This is a genomic window from Microbacterium sp. ProA8, from assembly GCF_039905635.1.
Lineage (GTDB): Bacteria > Actinomycetota > Actinomycetes > Actinomycetales > Microbacteriaceae > Microbacterium > Microbacterium chionoecetis.
Genome location: NZ_CP157000.1, coordinates 1576051 through 1594574, shown reverse-complemented (window position 1 = coordinate 1594574; position 18524 = coordinate 1576051). Strand labels below are relative to the sequence as shown.

The following is an 18524-nucleotide window of genomic DNA, read 5'->3' as shown; positions in this document are numbered from 1 at the left end:
CCCATGAACATCCTCGTCATCGGAGCCACCGGCGGATCCGGCCGTGCCGTCTGCGACGCCCTGCTCGAGCGCGGCCACACCGTCACCGCGCTCGCCCGGCACGCCTCGTCGCTTCCCGCCCGTGCGGGCCTCGACCGCGTGGACGGCGATGCCACCCGGGCGTCCGTGCTCGACGCGGTCCTCCCGGGACACGACGCCATCGTCGTGACCCTCGGCATCTCCGAGCCGGTCATGCGCGTGCGACTGCGCGGCGCGAAGAGCACGCCCGACGACGTCCGCTCGAAGGGCACCGCGGCGATCGTGGCGGCCGCTCGCCGTGCGGGCGTGCGCCGGCTCGTGGTGCAGTCTTCCTACGGGGTCGGCGACACGCGCTCCCTGCTGCGCCTCACCGACCGCATCATGTTCGCGCTGCTCATCCGCCCGCAGATCATCGACTCCGAGATCCAGGAGGGCGTGCTGCGGGGATCGGAACTCGACTGGACCATCGTGCAGCCGGTGTACCTCACCGACGGCGACTCGCCCGAGCACTTCTCGTCGACCGACGGCACGATCCGTCGCAACAAGGTGGCACGGCGCGGCGTGGCGCAGGTCCATGCGGAGCTCGTCGAGAATCCCGGCCGGGTGCGCGAGACGGTCTCCGTCTCGGGCTGAGACGCCGCACGGAACGGCCGAAAGCCGAGAAAAGCGGATGCCTCGAGTCGAGGCATCCGCTCTTCTTCGGCGGTTGGGGGATCAGTCCTGCTGGAGCGCGCCCTGCAGGTCGAGCGTGATGGTGACGTCCTTGCCGACCAGGACGCCGCCGGTCTCGAGCGCGGCGTTCCACGTGAGATCGAAGTCCTCGCGGTTGACGACCGTCTTGGCGGTCGCGCCGGCCTTGTAGTTGCCCCACGGGTCGGTGCCGAAGCCGCCGAACTCGAACTCGAAGGTCACCGGCTTGGTGACACCGCGGATGGTGAGGTCGCCGTCGACGAGGAAGTCGCCGTCCGCGATGCGCGCGCCGGTCGAGCGGAACTCCATGGTGGGGTGGTTCTCGACGTCGAAGAAGTCACCGGAGCGGAGGTGGTTGTCGCGACCCTCGTCCTTGGTGTCGACCGAGGTCACGTCGACGCTCGCCTCGACCTGCGCGTCGAGCGGGTTCTCGGGGGCGATCAGCGTGGCGCTCTTCATGCCGAAGGTGCCGCGCACCTTCGAGATCATCATGTGGCGGACGCTGAACGTCACCTCGCTGTGCGCGGGGTCGAGCACCCAGGTGCCGGCCTTGTAGCCGGGAACGTCGATCGTGGTGGTGTCGGTCATGGTCGTCCTCCGTGGTTGATGGGTCGCTGCGGGCGCGGCGACGGGCTCGATGGGTGTAAACGCGGCGCGCGGGCAGATCTATTCCCGTGAATGAAAGATTTGTCACGCATGCCGATCGGTCGAGCGCGAGAGACGCCGGACATGACGAAGGGAGCGGATGCCGCAGCATCCGCTCCCTGAATGTCGACGTCAGGCTTCGAAGGGCTCAGCCGACCTTGACGAGGTCGATGACGAAGATCAGCGTCTTGCCGCCGAGGAAGTGGCCGCCGGCGGGGCCGTAGGCGAGGTCGGGCGGGATCACGAGTTCGCGACGACCGCCCTCCTTCATGCCCGGGATGCCGTCCTGCCACCCCTGGATGAGGCCGCGGAGCGGGAACTGGATGCTCTCGCCGCGGTTCCAGGACGAGTCGAACTCCTCGCCGGTCTCGTACTCGACGCCCACGTAGTGGACGGTCACGGTGTCGCCGGGCTTCGCCTCGGCACCCTCGCCCACGACGATGTCGCGGACGACCAGATCTGCCGGCGCCGGGCCGGCAGGTGCGTCGATCTCGGGCTTGGTGCGGTCGTCAGTCATGACACCCATCCAACCATCCCGCGGTCCCGGAGGCCCAGGGAGTTCGCCGTCAGGGGAACCGGCGGCGGCTCTCTTGACACTCGCGCGCGCCCCCGGCATCCTGGTCGCAGACCAACTCAGCGCTCGGTTGACACGCAGGCATCGCCGCGGCACCGAGCGCTGAGTCTTGTCGTGGGTGGCTGTCGGGTCAGGGCGCGAACATCGCCGCCCGGGTCGTCGCCGCCTTCGCCAGCAGCTCCTGCTCCTCCGCTGCGGCGTGCGGATCGCGGCCGGTGATGGCGCGCTGGCGCGTCGCGGCGAGCGCGGTGGCGTCGGTGATGAAGCTCTTCATGAGCGCTGTGCGATCGCCCCGCAGCGTGCGGGCCCAGGCCAGCGCCGCCTTGCGCCCGGCGGAGGTGGCGAGCATGTCGACCTCCTGCGGTGTGAACCATCCCGCGGCGGCGTAGTCGCCCAGCCGGCGCCGGGTGAGCCGGGACTCCTCGCGCCGCAGGGCGACGATGCCGAGGATGAAGCCGATGAACAGCGGCACCTGCAGCGTGAGGTAGAGCGCGAAGAAGTCGCCGAACACCGCGGAGCCGTTCCAGAACGCGTGCAGCGCGATCGCCCCGGCCAGCCCCACGAGCCACGGGCCGATCGCTTGACCCGTCGAAAGTCCGCGTCGCGCGGCGAGGCCGAGGACGAAGCCGGTGACACTCGTGAACATCACGTGGGCGAAGGGCGACAGGATGCCGCGCAGGAAGAACGTCATGGAGGTCTCTGCCGCTCCCCCCTGGATGAAGCTCACCGCGAAGTACTGGATGTTCTCGGTGAACGCGAAGCCGGCGCCGACCAGCGCGCCGTACACGATGCCGTCGACCGGGCCGTCGAACGCGCGGCGTGCGGTCGCGAAGATGAGGAACACCCCCAGCCCCTTCGCGAACTCCTCGACGACCGGCGCCTGCACGACCGTCTGCAGCACCTCGCGGGCGCCGGTGGCGGGGCCGAACACGATCGACAGGAGCAGGTCGATCCCGAGCGCGATGCCCACGGCGGCGATGGCGCCCCACGCGATCGCCAGCACCAGCAGTCCGCGTGGCTCCGGCTCCCAGCGGTCGACGATGCGCACGGCGAACAGCACGCCGACGAGCGGAACCAGTGCCAGCAGCATCCCGATCAGCGAGGCACCGGGACCCAGGGCGTTCAGGAAGTATCCGACGAGTCCGATCAGGATCAGCACGAGGACCCCGACGATCCAGATGGACGCCGTGCGTCCCCTGCGGGGCACCGCGGTGGTCGGTATCTGCACGGGAGCGGGCGAGGTCGCAGGTGGCGTGATCGGCGCCGCGGCGGCGTGCCGGGGCTGCGCGAGAGCCGAGGCGAACTCGGGCGGCGTGAGCGAGGGCCGCGGCCTGGCGGCACCGGGGTCGTGCGTCATGCGCACAGCCTAAGGCTGCACAGGACTCATGCGTCGCGCACGCCGCCGTGGCCCTCCCGCGCACCCCTCCGGCTAGGTTGGGGGAATGCGCTTCGCCCATGTCGTGCCGCCGGAGTCGGGCGGGCCGAGGCTCGCACTGATCGACGGCGACGAGGCTGTCATCGTCGAGACGCTGTTCGACGGGGCCCCTCGCGTGCTGGAGGAGCTGATCGCGGGCGGCGACGCGATGCTGGCACGAGTCAGGGATGCCGTCGGCCAGGGGCCACGGCATCCGCTCGACTCGATGCGCTTCGCGTCAGCAGTCCTCACCCCGCCCGTGATCCTCGCGATCGGCCTCAACTACGCGGCGCATTCCAGCGAGCTGGGGCTCAAGACCGACTCCACGCCCACCGTGTTCGTGCTGTGGCCGAACTCGCTCGCCGGCCACGACCACACGACGACCTGGCCGCGCTCGCTGAGCGAGTCGGTCGACTACGAGGCGGAACTCGGCGTCATCATCGGCACACCGGCGAAGGACGTCGAGCCGGACGATGCCCTGGACCATGTGTGGGGATACACGGTGGTCAACGACATCACCGCGCGCGACATCCAGTACTCCGAAGCCCAGTGGTCGCGCTGCAAGTCGTTCGACGGCTTCACGCCCACCGGCCCGTTCGTGGTCACGGCCGACGAGGTTCCCGACCCGCAGGACCTCCACATCTGGACGGTGCTCGACGGCAGCACGCTGCAGGACGCCACCACCGGCCAGATGGTGCGTCCTGTGGCGGCGCTCATCTCGCATCTGTCGAAGTCGGCGACGCTCCTGCCCGGCACCCTCATCTCGACCGGCAGCCCCGGCGGCGCCGGCTACTCGCGGGATCCGCAGGTGTTCCTGCGCGACCGTTCGACGGTGACCGTGGGGATCGACGGCATCGGCGCCCTCACGACCCACTGCCGCATTCTCGACTGAGGCCGACCGGCGGACGGACGAGGGGCGGATCCGCGATGCGGACCCGCCCCTCGTCGGCGGTTTCAGCCGGCTGCCGTCGCCTGCGTCAGTTGCAGGTGATCGTGCCGCCGTTCTCCAGATCCCAGACGCCCGGGCCGAGTTCGGCGCAGGCCGCGGCGAGGCCGCCCACCACGAGCGACACGATGACGACGGTCAAGATGATGCTGAGCACCAGCAGCACGGCACCCACGATGATCGCCGCCACCGCCCAGCCGTTCTTGACGCCCGCCTTGCGGCTCTGCACGAGCGCCACGATGCCGAGGATGAGGCCGACCAGCGAGACGAAGAACGACAGGATGAACGCGACGATGCCGAGCGTCTTGCCCGGGACGGGAGCGTCGGCCGGTGCGCCGTACGCCGCCGGCGGTGCGGTCGGGTAGGCGGGGGCCGCTGCGGGGTACGCGGGCGGGGCCGCCTCGTACGCGGGGGGAGGTGTCGTGCCCGTGGGCTGGGCGGCCGCCGGCGCGGCCGCGTACTCGGGCTCAGCAGCCGGGGCGGTGTACTCGGGCTCGGCGGGGGCCGCTGCGGGGTACGCATCGGCGGGCGGCTGAGTCGCAGTCGGCTCTCCCGCGGGCTGCTGAGGCGGCTCGGGTGCGGCCGGGTTCTGCGGATCGGTCATTTCTCGCCTTTCGTTCGAGTCTCCCCGACGTTATCGATCGGGAGCCGCCCGCGGCAACCGCTCAACGAGACTCGGCGCGCCTCTCGACCACGACGTCTTCCGGCGCCTGCTGGATCGGGATGGCTGCGGTCACCGTCTCGAGCCCCGACAGCCGCGCAGGTGACAGCTGCTTGGCGACCTCGTCGCGCGACATCAGGCCCGCCTCGACGACGAGGTCGGCGACGCTGTGGCCGGTCAGCAGGGCGGTCTTGGCGAGCGCCGCCGCGGCGGCGTAGCCGATGAACGGCGTCAGCGCCGTGATCACACCAACGCTGTTGCCCACCATGGCCCCGAGCCGTTCGCGGTTCGCGGTGATGCCCTCGACGCAGTTGACCCGGAGGGTGAGGATGGACTGTCGCAGCCAGGTGATCGACTGGAAGATCGAGTGCGCGATGACCGGCTCGAAGGCGTTCAGCTGCAGCTGGCCGCCCTCGACCGCCATCGTCACGGTCAGGTCGGCGCCCGCGATGGCGAACGCGACCTGATTCACGACCTCGGGGATGACCGGGTTGACCTTGCCGGGCATGATGCTCGACCCTGCCTGGCGCGCGGGCAGGTTGATCTCGCCGAAGCCGGCCTGCGGGCCCGACGACAGCAGCCGCAGGTCGTTGCAGATCTTCGAGAGCTTGATGGCGTTGCGCTTCAGCGAGGCCGAGAACGACATGAACGAGCCGGTGTCGCTCGTCGCCTCCACGAGGTCGTTCGCCGTGGCGAGATCGAGGCCCGAGATCTCCCGCAGATGCCGCAGCACCGCGGGCGCGTAGGACGGGTCGGTGGTGATGCCCGTTCCGATGGCTGTCGCACCCATATTGATCTCATAGAGGAGGTACGCGTTCTCGGTGAGGCGCTGGTGGTCGTAGCCCAGCGTGGTCGCGAAGCCGTTGAACTCCTGGCCGAGGGTCATCGGCACGGCGTCCTGCAGCTGCGTACGGCCGACCTTCAGGACGTCGTGGAACTCCACCGCCTTGGCCAGGAACGCCCGTCGCAGCAGGTCGAGCTCCTCGAGCAGGGTCTTGAGGTCGAGACCGAGGCCCACCTTCACCGCGGTCGGGTACACGTCGTTGGTCGACTGGCTCCGGTTCGTGTCGTCGATCGGCGACAGGAACGCGTAGTCACCCTTCGGCCGCCCCGCGAGCTCGAGCGCGATGTTGGTGATGACCTCGTTCGCGTTCATGTTCGTCGAGGTGCCGGCGCCGCCCTGGATCACACCGACGACGAACTGGTCGTGGAACTGCCCCTCGATGACGAGCTGCGCCGCACGATCGATGAGGTCGGCCTTCGCGGCATCCAGGACCCCGATCTCGCGGTTGGCGCGGGCGGAGGCCTGCTTCACCATCGCCAGCGCTCGCACCAGGTCGGGGTAGACCGAGATGGGCCGCTTCGAGATCGGGAAGTTCTCCAGCGCGCGAGCGGTGTGGATGCCCCAGTACGCGTCGGCGGGGATCTCCAGGGATCCGAGGGAATCGGTCTCGATGCGGGTGCGCGTCATTGCGTCCAGTGCCATGTGTGTGGTGTCCTCGTGGGTCGTTCACAGCGGTGTGCCGGGATGCTTCGAGCCTACTCGCGACCCCGACCCGCCGACCTATACGCCGCGTACAGCGACCCGGGCCCCGGCGTACACGCGGGCGGCTGCGACGAGGCGCTCGAGCCGTGTCAGTGGGGCTTGCGCGAGAACGCCTCGAGCCGCTGCTCGGGCGTGAGTCGCGACATCCGCTCGACCCATTCCGCCGAGAACACGTCGGCGGTGGGAGCATCGACGACCGGGACGACGGCGTGGGTGATCGTGTCGTCGTACACGTGCACGAGGTGGAAGGACTGGCCGGCGTCCATGCCGTTCACGTCGACGGCGGCCCGCGCCAGGTTCATCGTGTAGCAGGTGGCGGCGGCGACGCTCACGGGAACGCCCGCGAAGGTGCCGCTCGTCGAATAGTGCAGGTGGCCGGCGAGGATCGCGCGCACGTCGGTGCCGGCGATGACCTCGGCGAGGCGGCCTTGGTCGCGGAGCTCGAGGATGTCGAACAGCGGCACGTGGGACGGCAGCGGCGGGTGATGCAGGGCGAGGAGCGTGCCCAGCGGGGCGGGCGTCGCGAGCTCGTCGCGGAGCCAGTCGAGCTGCGCGGAGTCCAGATCGCCGTGGTGCCAGCCGGGCACCGTCGAGTCCAGCCCGATCAGGCGCAGCCCGCCGAGATCCCACACGCCGGTGACGGGCTCCTGCGTCGGCTCGAGCCCGAGCAGGTCGCGGCGCATCGCCGGCCGCTCGTCGTGGTTGCCGGCCAGCCACACGACGGGCGCCCCGAGCCGCTCCGCGACCGGTTCGACCGCCGCACGCAGCGCGGCGTACGCCTCGGGCTCACCGAGATCGGCGAGGTCGCCGGTGAACACGATCGCGTCGGGACGGATGCCGATGGCCTCGACGGCGTCGAGCGTCCGGGCGAGATTGGCAGCGGTGTCGAAGCGTCCCCCGAGGAGCGCGTGGCCGGCGAGCAGATGCGTGTCGCTCACGTGCAGCAGCGTGCGCCGCGCCGGCGGGTGCTGACCGAACTGGACGGGCACGGCCGGGCCCACCCGGACCGATGCTCCGGGGGACGCGCCGGCAGCGCCGGCAGGGGTCGTGGACACCATGGCCTCAGCCTAGGCGCTCGCTCCGACAGGCCTCACGCGGCGCACGGGCTCAGGCGCTTGTGATCGGGGCGACCTCAGTGGTTGAAGACGATCAGAAGGAGCCCGCCGAGGACGGCGGCCGCGCACACCGCGAAGCAGAGGTAGGCGGCCGCGAGCGCCACGCGCTTCTGGGCATCGGTCAGCGGACTGCGCTTGGCGGCCTTCGCTGCGGCCTTCTCGGCGCGGCGTGCCTCTTTCTCGGAGATCACGGTGATGGCGTCGGTGAACTCGGCCGGGGCGACGACCGGCGCCCGGCCGGCACGCACGAGGAGCCGCAGGCCCAGCGCGTAGAACCCGACGACGAGCACCGCCGCGGTGATCGCCGCCAGGAACACCTGCACGAAGGCGAACCAGTCGATGGTCATCGCGCACCTCCGTCCGTCGAGCGCGAGGGCGATTGCTTCGTCGGCTTCTCTGTGACACCCGTCGCAGCGGGGCCTCCGGCCGGCGCACCCTTGCCTGCTTTCGCAGCCTTGTCCGCCTTCGCTGCTCGCTTCGCGGCCGCGGCGGCGGCGGCCTCGCGGCGTGCCTCCTCGCGGGCGATCGCGCGCTGGCGGCGGGTGGGCGGCGGGTTGCGCTTCACCTTGACCGCGCGGCCGGACTCGGCGACCTCGCTCATCGCGTTGGATGCCGTCACCTCGTTGCGGCGCGAGCGCACGAAGATGGCGAGGATCACGGCTGCTGCGAGCGCCGAGTCGATGACGATGCCCCAGAATCCGAGCCAGGTGACGACGAGCGCGGCCAGGGCGCCGACGCCGCCCGCGGCGGGAAGCGTGAGGATCCAGCCGACCATGATGCGTCCGGCGGTGCGCCACCGCACCTGCGAGCCACGGCGGCCGAGGCCCGAGCCGATGACCGAGCCCGAGGCGACCTGCGTGGTCGACAGCGCGAACCCGAGTGCGCTCGAGGCGAGGATGGTGGATGCCGTGGAGCTCTCAGCGGCGAATCCCTGCGCGGGCTTGACCTCGGTGAGGCCCTTGCCGAGGGTGCGGATGATGCGCCAACCGCCCATGTAGGTGCCCAGCGCGATCGTGAAGGCACACGCGAAGATCACCCAGAACTCGGGCTCGGGGTGGTCCTGCAGTCCGACCGTGATCAGCAGGAGCGTGATGATCCCCATCGTCTTCTGCGCGTCGTTGGTGCCGTGAGCAAGCGCCACGAGCGACGACGTGAAGATCTGTCCCACGCGGAACCCGTCGCGACCGTCCGGCTTGCTGTCGTAGCGGCGTGTGAGGACATACGCGAGCTTGGTGACCGTGAACGCGATGATGCCCGCGGTCACCGGCGCGATCAGCGCGGGAAGGATGACCTTCGACATCACGACGCCGAAGTTGACGGCCGAGAAGCCGACACCGACGATCGTGGCGCCGATCAGCCCGCCGAACAGCGCGTGCGACGACGACGACGGCAGACCGAGCAGCCAGGTGAGCATGTTCCAGGTGATGGCGCCGATGAGCCCCGCAAGGATGACGGCGGGAAAGACCGACTCCGAGATCTGGTCCTCGTAGATGATGCCGCCCGAGATGGTCTTCGCGACCTCAGTCGACAGGAATGCGCCGACGAGGTTGAGCGCGGCCGCGAGCAGCACCGCGGTCTTCGGCTTGAGGGCGCCGGTGGCGATGGGCGTCGCCATGGCGTTGGCGGTGTCGTGGAACCCGTTCGTGAAGTCGAAGAACAGCGCCAGGACGATCACCAGCACGACGGTGATGAGGGTTGCGGTTTCCACCGTTCGCTTTCGGTGAGGAGGAGTGGAGAGATGGTGCCGACGGGATCGGCGCGACGAACGAACAGTTCACCAAGAATTCAGGAACCGGCAACCGGCCAGAAGAATCCTACATCGGCGACCCTGACGGTCAACTCGGAGGCGACTAGCGTGGAACGGTGACTCTCAGCGACTCCGTACCCGCCGCGTCCACCCCGGCCGCCGGCATCCGTCCCCCGCTCGCCGACAGCAGTATCCCTCCGGTCGCCGACAGCAGAATCACCGTGCGCTCGCACCACGGCGACGACGTCGAGGACCGCTACGAGTGGTTCCGCGAGAAGGAGGACGCGGCGGTCATCGCCCACCTCGAGGCCGAGAACGCCTACACGCAGCAGCGCACCGCCCATCTGGAGGGCCTCCGCGAGCGGATCTTCGGCGAGATCAAGGGCCGGACGCTCGAGACCGACCTGTCGGTGCCGACGCGCCGCGGCGACTGGTGGTACTACGGCCGCACGGTCGAGGGCAAGCAGTACGGCATCCAGTGCCGCGCGCCGCTCGCCTCGCCCGACGACTGGACGCCGCCCGAGCTCTCCCCCGACGTCGAGGTGCCCGGCGAGCAGGTCCTGCTCGACGGCAACATCGAGGCGGATGGTCACGAGTTCTTCTCGCTCGGCAGCTTCGAGGTCTCGAACGACGGCACCCTCATGCTCTACGGCGTGGATGTGGCCGGCGACGAGCGCTACACGGTGCGCGTGCGCGATCTCTCAACCGGCGAGCAGCTGGCCGATGAGATCCCCGACACGTTCGCCGGCGCGACCTTCTCGCCCGACGGCCGCTTCATCGTCTACACGACCGTCGACGACGCGTGGCGCCCCGACACCGTGTGGCTGCACGAGCTGGGCACGGCGGTCGCCGACGACGCGAAGCTCTTCCACGAGCCCGACGAGAAATTCTGGGTCGGCGCGGGCTTCACGCGCAGCGACCGCTTCCTGGTGATCGGACTCGGGTCGTCGATCACCTCCGAAGAATGGCTGCTGGATGCCGACGACCTGCGCGGCGAGCCGCGCGTCGTGTGGCCGCGCACCGAAGGGGTCGAGTACGACTCCGAGCATGCGGTCGTCGACGGCGAGGACGTGCTATTCATCCTCCACAACGACGGCGCCCTGGACTTCGAGCTGGTGCGGGTGGCGGCATCCGACCCGTCCGGAGAGCGTGCGGTCGTGATCCCCCACCGTCCCGGCGAGCGTCTGCTGGGCGTGTCGACGTTCCGCGACTGGGGCGTGGTCGGCTACCGCCGCGGTGGTCTCGCCCGCCTCGGCATGCTCGACTACTCGACCGACGAGGTCAGCGAGATCGTCTTCGACGAGCCGCTGTACTCCGTGGGCACCGGCGGCAACCCGGAGTGGGCTCCCCCGCTGCTGCGGCTGGGCTACGGCTCCTTCGTCACGCCCGGCACCGTGTACGACCTCGACGTCGCGACCCGCGAGCTGCACCTGCGCAAGCGCCAGCCGGTGCTCGGCGGGTACGAGCCGTCGGAGTACGCCCAGGAGCGGGTCTGGGCGACCGCGCAGGACGGCACGCAGGTCCCGATCTCGCTGGTGTACAAGCGGTCGTTCGGCGACGCCGGCGCCGCGCCGCGGCCGGTGCACCTGTACGGCTACGGGTCGTACGAGCACTCGATCGAGCCCGGCTTCTCCGTCGCCCGCCTGTCGGAGCTCGACCGGGGCGTCGTGTTCGCGGTGGCGCACGTGCGCGGCGGCGGCGAGATGGGCCGCCAGTGGTACGAGGACGGCAAGCTGCTCAGCAAGCGCAACACCTTCACGGACTTCGTGGACTGCGCCCTGCACCTGATCGACCACGGCTACACGACGCCCGATCGCCTCGTCGCCGAGGGCGGCTCGGCGGGTGGGCTGCTCATGGGCGCCGTCGCGAACCTCGCGCCCGAGCTCTTCGCCGGGATCCTCGCCGACGTGCCGTTCGTCGACGCGCTCACCACGATCCTCGACCCGTCGCTGCCGCTCACGGTCATCGAATGGGACGAGTGGGGCGACCCGCTGCACAACGCCGACGTCTACGCCTACATGAAGTCGTACTCGCCGTACGAGAACGTGCGGACGGATGCCGAGTACCCCCGCATCCTCGCCGTCACGTCGCTCAACGACACCCGCGTGCTGTACGTCGAGCCGGCGAAGTGGGTGGCGCGCCTGCGCGAAGTGGGCGCCGACGCTCTGCTCAAGTGCGAGATGGTCGCCGGCCACGGCGGCGTCAGCGGACGCTACAACGCCTGGCGCGAGCGCGCCTTCGAGCTCGCCTGGCTGCTGGACGTGCTCGGCGTCGCCGACGCCTGAGCGTGTCCCGCTTTCGCGCCGTCGTCCCACTTTGTGCCTCACGGCGTCGGCTACGCGAACCACAGTGGGACATGCCGGGCTAGACGTCCTGCTGGCCGGCCGAGCGCCCCTGCGCCGAGCGAACGGATGCCTCGGACCGAGGCATCCGTTCGCCGTCGCCTCGCCGTCGTCGTCGTTGCCGTCGTTGCCGTCGTCGTCGAGCTCGACCGTTAGCCCCCACCCCTCGCCCAAAACAGGTGTTCTGGCGTAGACAGGACGACAGCCGTCAAGCCAGCCTGTCCTCGCCAGAACACCTGTTTTCAGCAACCCGCGTCAGCCACAACGGCTCCTCCACAGCACCGTCGGCTCCGGCTTCCATCCACGGATGCCGAGCTGTGCGCGTCTGAGGGCTGGGCGAAGCGCGAGGGTCGGAGCGTGCTGCAGATCACCGAAACGCATCTCGTCGCTCGTCGTCGCGCTTTGATCTCGTGGATCGGTCGGAGGCATGGTGTTTCGCACAGCTCCGACGCCAGAGCGGCGGGTTTCAGCCGCTACGAGGTCGCCGCTGCGGTCGACGCGGGCGATCTCCGCCGGGTCCGCCGATCCTGGCTCGTCACGCCGGAGTGCGATCGCAGGCGCGTCGTCGCCGCATCCCACGGTGGCCGCGTGACGTGCGTGAGCGCTGCTGCGCAGCTCGGACTATGGATGCCACCTCCCCTCGAGCCCGCCGGCGCTGACCCTGTTCACGTGGCTGTTCCGGGAACCTCATCACGGCACGGATCCGATGGCTCCATCCTGCATTGGGCGACGGGTCCGGCACCAACGGGAAGGAACATGACAGAAGAGCCGATACTGAACGTCCTTTTCCACGTCGCACACTGCCTGCCCCTACGGGACGCCCTCGCTGTATGGGACTCGGCAGTCAAGAAGGGACTCACCGACGCGGCGGTGCTGCGGCGGGTCGCGTGGCGTCGCGCCGCCGCAGCCGAGATCGCGGTACTGGTCTCTTCTCTCTCGGATTCCGGCCTGGAGACCCGCTTCACGCACGGAATGCGCGCCGCTGGAGTGACGGTGAATCAGCAAGTCTGGGTCGACGGCCATCCCGCGGACGGCCTCATCGGCGAGTCACTGGTCATTCAGATCGATGGGTTCGCGCATCACAGCTCCGCGGCGGATCGCCGCCGTGACCTCGCGGCGGACGCCCGACTCATCACCCGCGGTTACGTGGTCCTCCGGTTCGACTATCAGCAGATCCTCTTCGACTGGGACCAGGTGCTGGACACCGTGCTCACCGCCATCGCACAGGGCGCGCACCGGAGACCCGTTGGCCACAACAGGTGATCCGGCGCACACAGGACGACGGATGCCGAAACGCCCTGTCCCCGCCAGAACACCTTTTCCCGGCAACCGGAGCCAGCCCGCGAGCCGGCGTCCGTGGCATCCGTCAGGACTGACCGTTTGCCCACAACAGGTGATCCGGCGCACACAGGACGATGGATGCCGAAACGCCCTGCGCTCGCCAGAACACCTGTTCTCGGCAAACGTTGCAAGGTCGGGAGGCTTGAGGTTGCAGCTGCTGGGGTCAGCCGAAGAGGGCGGCGGCCTCTTCGTAGCGGTAGAGGGGGACGGTGTTGAGCTCGCCCAGCGCCTCAGCGAAGGGCACGCGCACGATGTCGGTGCCGCGCATGGCGACCATCTGACCCCAGGCGCCGTCGACGACGGCGTCGGCGGCGTGCAGGCCCAGGCGGGTCGCCAGCACACGGTCGAAGCCCGAGGGCGAGCCGCCGCGCTGGATGTGGCCGAGGACGGTGGAGCGCGTCTCGATGCCGGTGATGCGCTCGATCTCGGGCGCGAGGACCTCGCTGATGCCGCCGAGGCGCGGACGGTTGAAGGCGTCGAGGCCCTTGTCGCTGAACGCCTCGTCCATGCCGGTGAGTGTGAAGCCCTCCGAGACCACGACCAGCGGCGCGCGACCGCGGTCGTGCGCCTTCGTCACCTGGGCGCAGATGTCGTCGATCGACATGGGCACCTCGGGGATGCAGATGGCGTGCGCGCCGGCGGCCATGCCGGCGTGCAGGGCGATCCAGCCGACGTGGCGTCCCATGACCTCGGCGACCATGCAGCGCTGGTGCGAGTCGCCGGTGGTGCGCAGGCGGTCCATCGCGTCGGTGGCGATGTTGACGGCGGTGTCGAAGCCGAAGGAGTAGTCCGTCGCACGCAGGTCGTTGTCGATCGTCTTCGGGACGCCCAGCACGTTGATGCCGTCGTTCGCAAGGCGGTTCGCGGCTGCCAGCGTGCCCTCGCCGCCGATCGCGATGATGCCGTCGATGCGGTGGCCGTACATCGTCTTGGCGATGTTCTCGGCGCCGCCGCGCGGGCCCTCGTACGGGTTGGTGCGGCTGGTGCCGAGGATGGTGCCGCCGACTTTGGACAGCCCCTTCACCTCGTGCCGCGTGAGCGGGAAGAAGTCGCCGTCGACCACACCGCGCCAGCCGTCGCGGATGCCGACGAACTCCAGGTCGTAGGTCGTCGTCCCCTTGAGCACGACGCCGCGGATGACCGCGTTGAGCCCGGGGCAATCGCCGCCGCTCGTCAGGATGCCGATCTTCATAGCTGTGTTCCTCGCTGTCGGGTGAAGAGAGTCGGCGACGCTGCCTCCCCCGACATTAGTGCCGGACGCGTCCGGCTGCCACACGCCTGGCGGGTCCGCGGAGACGACGGAGGGCGGCGCGAATTCGCGCCGCCCTCCCCCGATACGGGCTTTACGCCGCGCCGAGCGCCTGCCGCAGCACATGCATGAGCGCCGACAGCTGCACCGAGTCGCTCGACTGCGGATCGACGGCCTCGCCGTCGAGGGCCCGTGCGGCGAGCCCCTGCTTCGAGTCGATCAGCTCGGCGATCTTGGTGTCGATCGTGTGCGCCGCGATGATGCGCCACGCGGTGACCGGCTCGTCCTGACCGATGCGGTGCACGCGGTCGATCGCCTGCGTCTGCTCGGCCGCCGTCCACGACAGCTCGGCGAGCACGACGTTCGACGACGCCTGCATGTTCACGCCGACGCCGGCGGCGGTCAGCGAGCAGACTGCGATGCCGACGGCGGGATCGTTGTTGAACTCGTCGATCGCCTGCTGGCGGGCGGCCGTGGCCTGATCGCCGCGCAGCGACACCGTCTTCAGTCCCGCCGCGGCGAAGTGCGCCTCGGCGGCGTCCATGACGTCGATGTGCTTGGCGAAGAACACGACCTTGCCGACCGAGCGCTGCAGCTGCACCGCGTAGTCCGCGGCGAGCAGGGCCTTGGCCTGGCCGATCTTGCGCACCATGGTGAAGACGTTCTCCGACCCCGTGCCGGCGGCCTTCGACTCCTCGAGCTCGTTGTGCGCGACCAGCCGGACGATGTCCTCGTCCACCTCGCCGGGAGCGAGGCCCCGGTCGCCACGCGCCTGGATGATGCGACGGTACTTCGCCGCGAGCCGCTCGCCGAGTTCGCGCTCTGCCTGGCGGATCGACCGGCCGAATTCGTCGTCGAGCTCCACGGGGAGGTCGGCGATGAGCTTGTCGGGAAGGTCGGCCGCGACATCCTTCTTCTTGCGCCGCACGATGCCCATCGAGATGACCGCGTCGCGGGCCTCGGGATAGAACGCCTTGTCGGCCGGCGTCAGACCAGTCTCGTCGAGCTTCTCCATCAGCACCGGGCCGGGCTTCTCGCCGTTGGTCCATCCGAGGAAGCGCCAGATCGCGTCGAAGTCCTCGACGTCGTTGATGAGCGGCGTGCCGGTGAGGGCCAGCAGCAGCGGATCGCGCACCTGCTCGCGGATGCGGGTGGCCAGCGCGAGCACGTTCTGCGACCGCTGCGATCCGAGGTTCTTGATGAAGTGCGCCTCGTCGACGACCATGCCCTTCAGCCCGATCGAGCTGAGCCATGACAGGTGGCGGTCGAGGATCTCGTAGTTGACGATGAACACGTCGGCGAACGCGTCGATGTTCTCGCCGTCGCCCTGGATCACCGTGGCGCGGCGCTGGGGCGTCCACCGCTCCACCTCGCGCGCCCAGTTCATCTTCACGACGTTCGGGACGACCGCGAGGAGCGGGTAGGCGCCCGCGACGGATGCCGCGAGCACCGACTCCGCCGTCTTGCCGAGGCCCGGCTCGTCGGCGAGGAGGAAGGCACGGTGACCGGCGCGCACGGACTCGAGGAACCGCGACTGGTGCGGCATGACCTCGAGGCCCCTGGGCGACAGCCGATCGAACTCGGGGACGGGCGGCAGGTCCATGGTGGCGCTGCCACCGCCGGCGCCGGTCTCGAACGCCTTGTAGAGCGGGCCCATGAGCTCCCAGCTGTCCAGGCGCCGACGCGGCGTCTCTTTGGAGGGGCGAGCCGAGAGGTCGGGCGCGAGGAAGGGGTTCGCCTCGCGGCGCGCCACCACCTGCTGCGGCACCACCTGGCGCTCGACGAGCGCGGCCGGCACGACCGGCGCCGAGACGGGCGCGACGTCGGTGATGATGAGCTCGTCGGGGGCGAGCTCGGCGCCTGACTCCAGCAGCCAGTCGCGGCGCATGCGGCGCGCGACGGGCGAGGCGGCCTGATCGACCTCGAGCAGCTGGATGAGAGAGGTGTCGCGGGCAGCGGTCTTCGCGAGGATGGTCGCGACGCCGTCGAGCCGCTTCAGCAGCTCGGCGCGGGCGGCATCCGTCAGCTCGGTGTCGCCCTTCACCCGGGCGCGCTCTTCGCGCACCAGGAACGCGATGACCTGGAACTTGACGCGGTTGGTCGGCCCGAGCTTTCCGCGCTGGGCCTTGGCCTCGACCTCGCGCACCTTGCGGGCGAGGATCGGGATGATGGGGGCCTCGTCGTCGCGACGCGCGGACGAGGTCTTGCGGCGACGCTGCGCCGTCTGGGCGGTTGCCGTGGGCGGCATGCTCCTCCTGAGCGTGAGTGCCGGCTCGGGACCGGCGAAGATCGGATGACACCGATGGTTGTGCGTGCTCCCGCGGGCGGCGCGAACGCCGTCGCGAACGCGGGATCGGGGACTCTCCGCCGGCGGTCGCGGGCACTCGCTTCTGCGAGCTGCGACGTCGTCGGTGGTTCTTCCCTGGAGCCATTCTACGGGACGACTCCCCCATCCGGGGAAGTAGGCCCGCCGAACGGATGCGTATTCGAGATAAGGGGCTGAGGGCCTCAACCCCAGAGGGTCGCGACCACGTCTTCCGTGTAGCCCTCGGGCGCGAAGTTGATCCACGCCGTGGTCACCACCGCGCCGTCGCCGACGTAGTGCGTCTCACCGCGGGTGTACTCCTCGTCATCGAGTGTGACGCCCCTCTGCTCGATGCGGCACACGGTGCCGTCGCCGAGCGCCTCGCAGCCGAATCCGGCAGCCGGCAGCGCCTCGAGGATGGCCGTCGCCTGGCCGCCGTCGATCTCGGTCACGTTGGTCGCCAGGCCGTACTCGCTGGGCTGCCCCCACGAGCACCGCAGCGTCGGGGCGCCACCGTGGATGATCTCGAGCAGCTCGGCGTTCTCGGTGGACAGCATCGTGACGCCGGGATCGTTGAGAGGCGGATTGGCGGACTGCAGCCCGGCGAGCATGGACGCGGAGTAGATCTGCTCGCACGCGGTGGGCAGCTCGAACGAGGACTGCGGCTCCTCGGTCTCGATCGGCGAGACCGACGGCCCGGGCGTCGTGTCCTTCATCGTGGGCGAGGGCGACGGGCTGCTGGAGGGAGTGACGGCGGGCTCGGGGCGGCACCCCGTGACGACCGACGCGAGCAGGACCAGCGCGACGCACCCGACCGCGACCCGCTTCCACCGGCTCTGCTCGACCGTTCCCACGTCACCATCCTCTCGCGCCACCCGCAGGTGCGCGATACCGACCCTAATGACGAGGACGAATGGATGCCGGCGGCCACGCCGCACGGCGCACCAAGGTCGCCGGCGCTCAGGGTCGTGCGTAGGCGCTCTGCCACTCGGAGAGCGTGTGGGGGTCGTCGGTCACGATGCCGTCGACTCCGAGCGCGGTGACGGCATCCCACTGCGTGTCGCTGTTGAGCGTGTACACGACGACGCGCGCCCCCACCGCGTGCAGCTCGTCGACGATGCCCGGGCGCGCCAGCACCGCCTTGCGGCTCACCACCACGCCGCGCGCGCCGGACTCGGCCACCGCACTCACGACGTCGGAGGGCAGGTGCTTCAGGATCAGCAGCCGCGACAGCACCTCCGACTCCGCCGCGGTCAGGGCGAGGGTGCGAGCGTCGAAGCTGGCGAACACGATGCGCCGCTCGAGACTGCGGGCGGCGACCTCGGCGACCGCCGCGTCGATGGCGGCGGCATCCCATCCGCCCTTCAGCTCCACGATGGCCCGGGCATCGGCCGCGACGAGCACGTCCAGGAACTCGGTGAAGGTCGGCACCGGGGTCCCCGCGTAGACGGCGTCGAACCAGGAGCCCGCATCCAGCGCGCGCACCTCGGCGAGCGTGAGAGAGGCGAGGCGCCCGCGGCCGTCGGTGGTGCGGTCCACGGACTTGTCGTGCATCAGCACCGGGTGGCGATCGGCGGTGAGGGCGACGTCGACCTCGACGTACTCGAAGCCGGCGTCGAGCGCGGCGGTGACGGCGGGCAGGGTGTTCTCGGGCGCGGTGGCGGCCCCGCCGCGATGGCTCGCGATGAACGCGGCATCACCGGGCGTCCGCTCGTCGCCCATGAGCTCGCTCGAGCTGACGCGTGCGGGCGTGGCACCGAGGATGGCGATGACGACGCTCGCGATGGCGAGCACGCACATGACGGACAGGGCGTGGGTCCGGTCGCGGGCGCGATCGGGTGCCGCGGGGTAGGGCATCGGGCATGTCCTCCGAGGGTCGTACACCACGTCGCCGTCGACGGGGTGCGGACCACTCTACATGCGCCGTTACT

Annotated in this window: 16 protein-coding genes; 4 read left to right on the top strand and 12 right to left on the bottom strand. The window is 70.1% G+C overall.

Annotated features, from left to right (window positions below; genetic code table 11):
• The first annotated feature begins 3 nt into the window (after positions 1–3).
• Positions 4–651: an NAD(P)-binding oxidoreductase gene (locus ABG085_RS06785; RefSeq protein WP_347978647.1), complete on the top strand. Its 648-nt coding sequence runs from the start codon at positions 4–6 to the stop codon at positions 649–651.
• 81 nt (positions 652–732) lie between these two features.
• Here ABG085_RS06785 and ABG085_RS06780 read toward each other — a convergent pair whose 3' ends face one another.
• From ABG085_RS06780 to ABG085_RS06770, 3 genes are all read right to left on the bottom strand, one after another.
• Complete coding sequence (locus tag ABG085_RS06780; protein ID WP_347978646.1) at positions 733–1296, bottom strand: YceI family protein; 564 nt, start codon at positions 1294–1296, stop codon at positions 733–735.
• Between the two features lie 205 nt (positions 1297–1501).
• On the bottom strand, positions 1502–1870 hold the full coding sequence (locus ABG085_RS06775; RefSeq protein ID WP_347978645.1) for an FKBP-type peptidyl-prolyl cis-trans isomerase: 369 nt from the start codon (positions 1868–1870) through the stop codon (positions 1502–1504).
• 187 nt (positions 1871–2057) lie between these two features.
• A complete protein-coding gene (locus ABG085_RS06770) occupies positions 2058–3284 on the bottom strand; it encodes a PrsW family intramembrane metalloprotease (RefSeq protein WP_347978644.1) in 1227 nt (408 codons plus the stop codon).
• An 85-nt stretch (positions 3285–3369) separates the two neighbouring features.
• Here ABG085_RS06770 and ABG085_RS06765 point away from each other — a divergent pair, with 85 nt between their 5' ends.
• Complete coding sequence (locus ABG085_RS06765; RefSeq protein ID WP_347978643.1) at positions 3370–4233, top strand: fumarylacetoacetate hydrolase family protein; 864 nt, start codon at positions 3370–3372, stop codon at positions 4231–4233.
• A gap of 85 nt (positions 4234–4318) precedes the next feature.
• Here ABG085_RS06765 and ABG085_RS06760 read toward each other — a convergent pair whose 3' ends face one another.
• From ABG085_RS06760 to ABG085_RS06740, 5 genes are all read right to left on the bottom strand, one after another.
• On the bottom strand, positions 4319–4891 hold the full coding sequence (locus ABG085_RS06760) for a DUF4190 domain-containing protein (protein ID WP_347978642.1): 573 nt from the start codon (positions 4889–4891) through the stop codon (positions 4319–4321).
• Positions 4892–4952: 61 nt separating this feature from the next.
• The gene (locus ABG085_RS06755) at positions 4953–6434 is read right to left on the bottom strand and encodes an aspartate ammonia-lyase (RefSeq protein ID WP_347978641.1); all 1482 of its coding nucleotides are present in this window, start codon (positions 6432–6434) and stop codon (positions 4953–4955) included.
• Between the two features lie 149 nt (positions 6435–6583).
• Positions 6584–7495: a phosphodiesterase gene (locus ABG085_RS06750; protein WP_347979298.1), complete on the bottom strand. Its 912-nt coding sequence runs from the start codon at positions 7493–7495 to the stop codon at positions 6584–6586.
• 131 nt (positions 7496–7626) lie between these two features.
• Complete coding sequence (locus tag ABG085_RS06745) at positions 7627–7956, bottom strand: peptidase (protein ID WP_347978640.1); 330 nt, start codon at positions 7954–7956, stop codon at positions 7627–7629.
• Positions 7953–9317, bottom strand: a complete 1365-nt coding sequence (locus ABG085_RS06740) for an inorganic phosphate transporter (RefSeq protein WP_347978639.1) — start codon at positions 9315–9317, stop codon at positions 7953–7955. Before ABG085_RS06740 ends, ABG085_RS06745 begins: the two co-directional genes overlap by 4 nt.
• A gap of 203 nt (positions 9318–9520) precedes the next feature.
• Here ABG085_RS06740 and ABG085_RS06735 point away from each other — a divergent pair, with 203 nt between their 5' ends.
• Positions 9521–11641 (top strand): S9 family peptidase, encoded by a 2121-nt coding sequence (locus tag ABG085_RS06735; protein WP_347979297.1) that lies wholly within the window; start codon positions 9521–9523, stop codon positions 11639–11641.
• 414 nt (positions 11642–12055) lie between these two features.
• Entirely contained in the window at positions 12056–12961 is a 906-nt protein-coding gene (locus ABG085_RS06730) for a type IV toxin-antitoxin system AbiEi family antitoxin domain-containing protein (protein WP_347978638.1), read from the top strand.
• Between the two features lie 241 nt (positions 12962–13202).
• Here ABG085_RS06730 and ABG085_RS06725 read toward each other — a convergent pair whose 3' ends face one another.
• The 4 genes from ABG085_RS06725 to ABG085_RS06710 all read right to left on the bottom strand — a co-directional run bounded on the left by ABG085_RS06725 (position 13203) and on the right by ABG085_RS06710 (position 18450).
• Complete coding sequence (locus ABG085_RS06725) at positions 13203–14231, bottom strand: ATP-dependent 6-phosphofructokinase (protein ID WP_347978637.1); 1029 nt, start codon at positions 14229–14231, stop codon at positions 13203–13205.
• A 151-nt stretch (positions 14232–14382) separates the two neighbouring features.
• On the bottom strand, positions 14383–16536 hold the full coding sequence (locus ABG085_RS06720) for a DEAD/DEAH box helicase (RefSeq protein ID WP_347978636.1): 2154 nt from the start codon (positions 16534–16536) through the stop codon (positions 14383–14385).
• A 260-nt stretch (positions 16537–16796) separates the two neighbouring features.
• Entirely contained in the window at positions 16797–17447 is a 651-nt protein-coding gene (locus ABG085_RS06715; protein WP_347978635.1) for a hypothetical protein, read from the bottom strand.
• Positions 17448–17553: 106 nt separating this feature from the next.
• On the bottom strand, positions 17554–18450 hold the full coding sequence (locus tag ABG085_RS06710) for a glycerophosphodiester phosphodiesterase family protein (protein WP_347978634.1): 897 nt from the start codon (positions 18448–18450) through the stop codon (positions 17554–17556).
• Positions 18451–18524: the final 74 nt, after the last annotated feature.

Coding starts and splice junctions, on each gene's coding strand:
- ABG085_RS06785 (WP_347978647.1), top strand. CDS start 4: ATGAACATCCTCGTCATCGGAGCCACCGGCGGATCCGGCCGTGCCGTC.
- ABG085_RS06780 (WP_347978646.1), bottom strand. CDS start 1,296: ATGACCGACACCACCACGATCGACGTTCCCGGCTACAAGGCCGGCACC.
- ABG085_RS06775 (WP_347978645.1), bottom strand. CDS start 1,870: ATGACTGACGACCGCACCAAGCCCGAGATCGACGCACCTGCCGGCCCG.
- ABG085_RS06770 (WP_347978644.1), bottom strand. CDS start 3,284: ATGACGCACGACCCCGGTGCCGCCAGGCCGCGGCCCTCGCTCACGCCG.
- ABG085_RS06765 (WP_347978643.1), top strand. CDS start 3,370: ATGCGCTTCGCCCATGTCGTGCCGCCGGAGTCGGGCGGGCCGAGGCTC.
- ABG085_RS06760 (WP_347978642.1), bottom strand. CDS start 4,891: ATGACCGATCCGCAGAACCCGGCCGCACCCGAGCCGCCTCAGCAGCCC.
- ABG085_RS06755 (WP_347978641.1), bottom strand. CDS start 6,434: ATGGCACTGGACGCAATGACGCGCACCCGCATCGAGACCGATTCCCTC.
- ABG085_RS06745 (WP_347978640.1), bottom strand. CDS start 7,956: ATGACCATCGACTGGTTCGCCTTCGTGCAGGTGTTCCTGGCGGCGATC.
- ABG085_RS06725 (WP_347978637.1), bottom strand. CDS start 14,231: ATGAAGATCGGCATCCTGACGAGCGGCGGCGATTGCCCCGGGCTCAAC.
- ABG085_RS06720 (WP_347978636.1), bottom strand. CDS start 16,536: ATGCCGCCCACGGCAACCGCCCAGACGGCGCAGCGTCGCCGCAAGACC.
- ABG085_RS06710 (WP_347978634.1), bottom strand. CDS start 18,450: ATGCCCTACCCCGCGGCACCCGATCGCGCCCGCGACCGGACCCACGCC.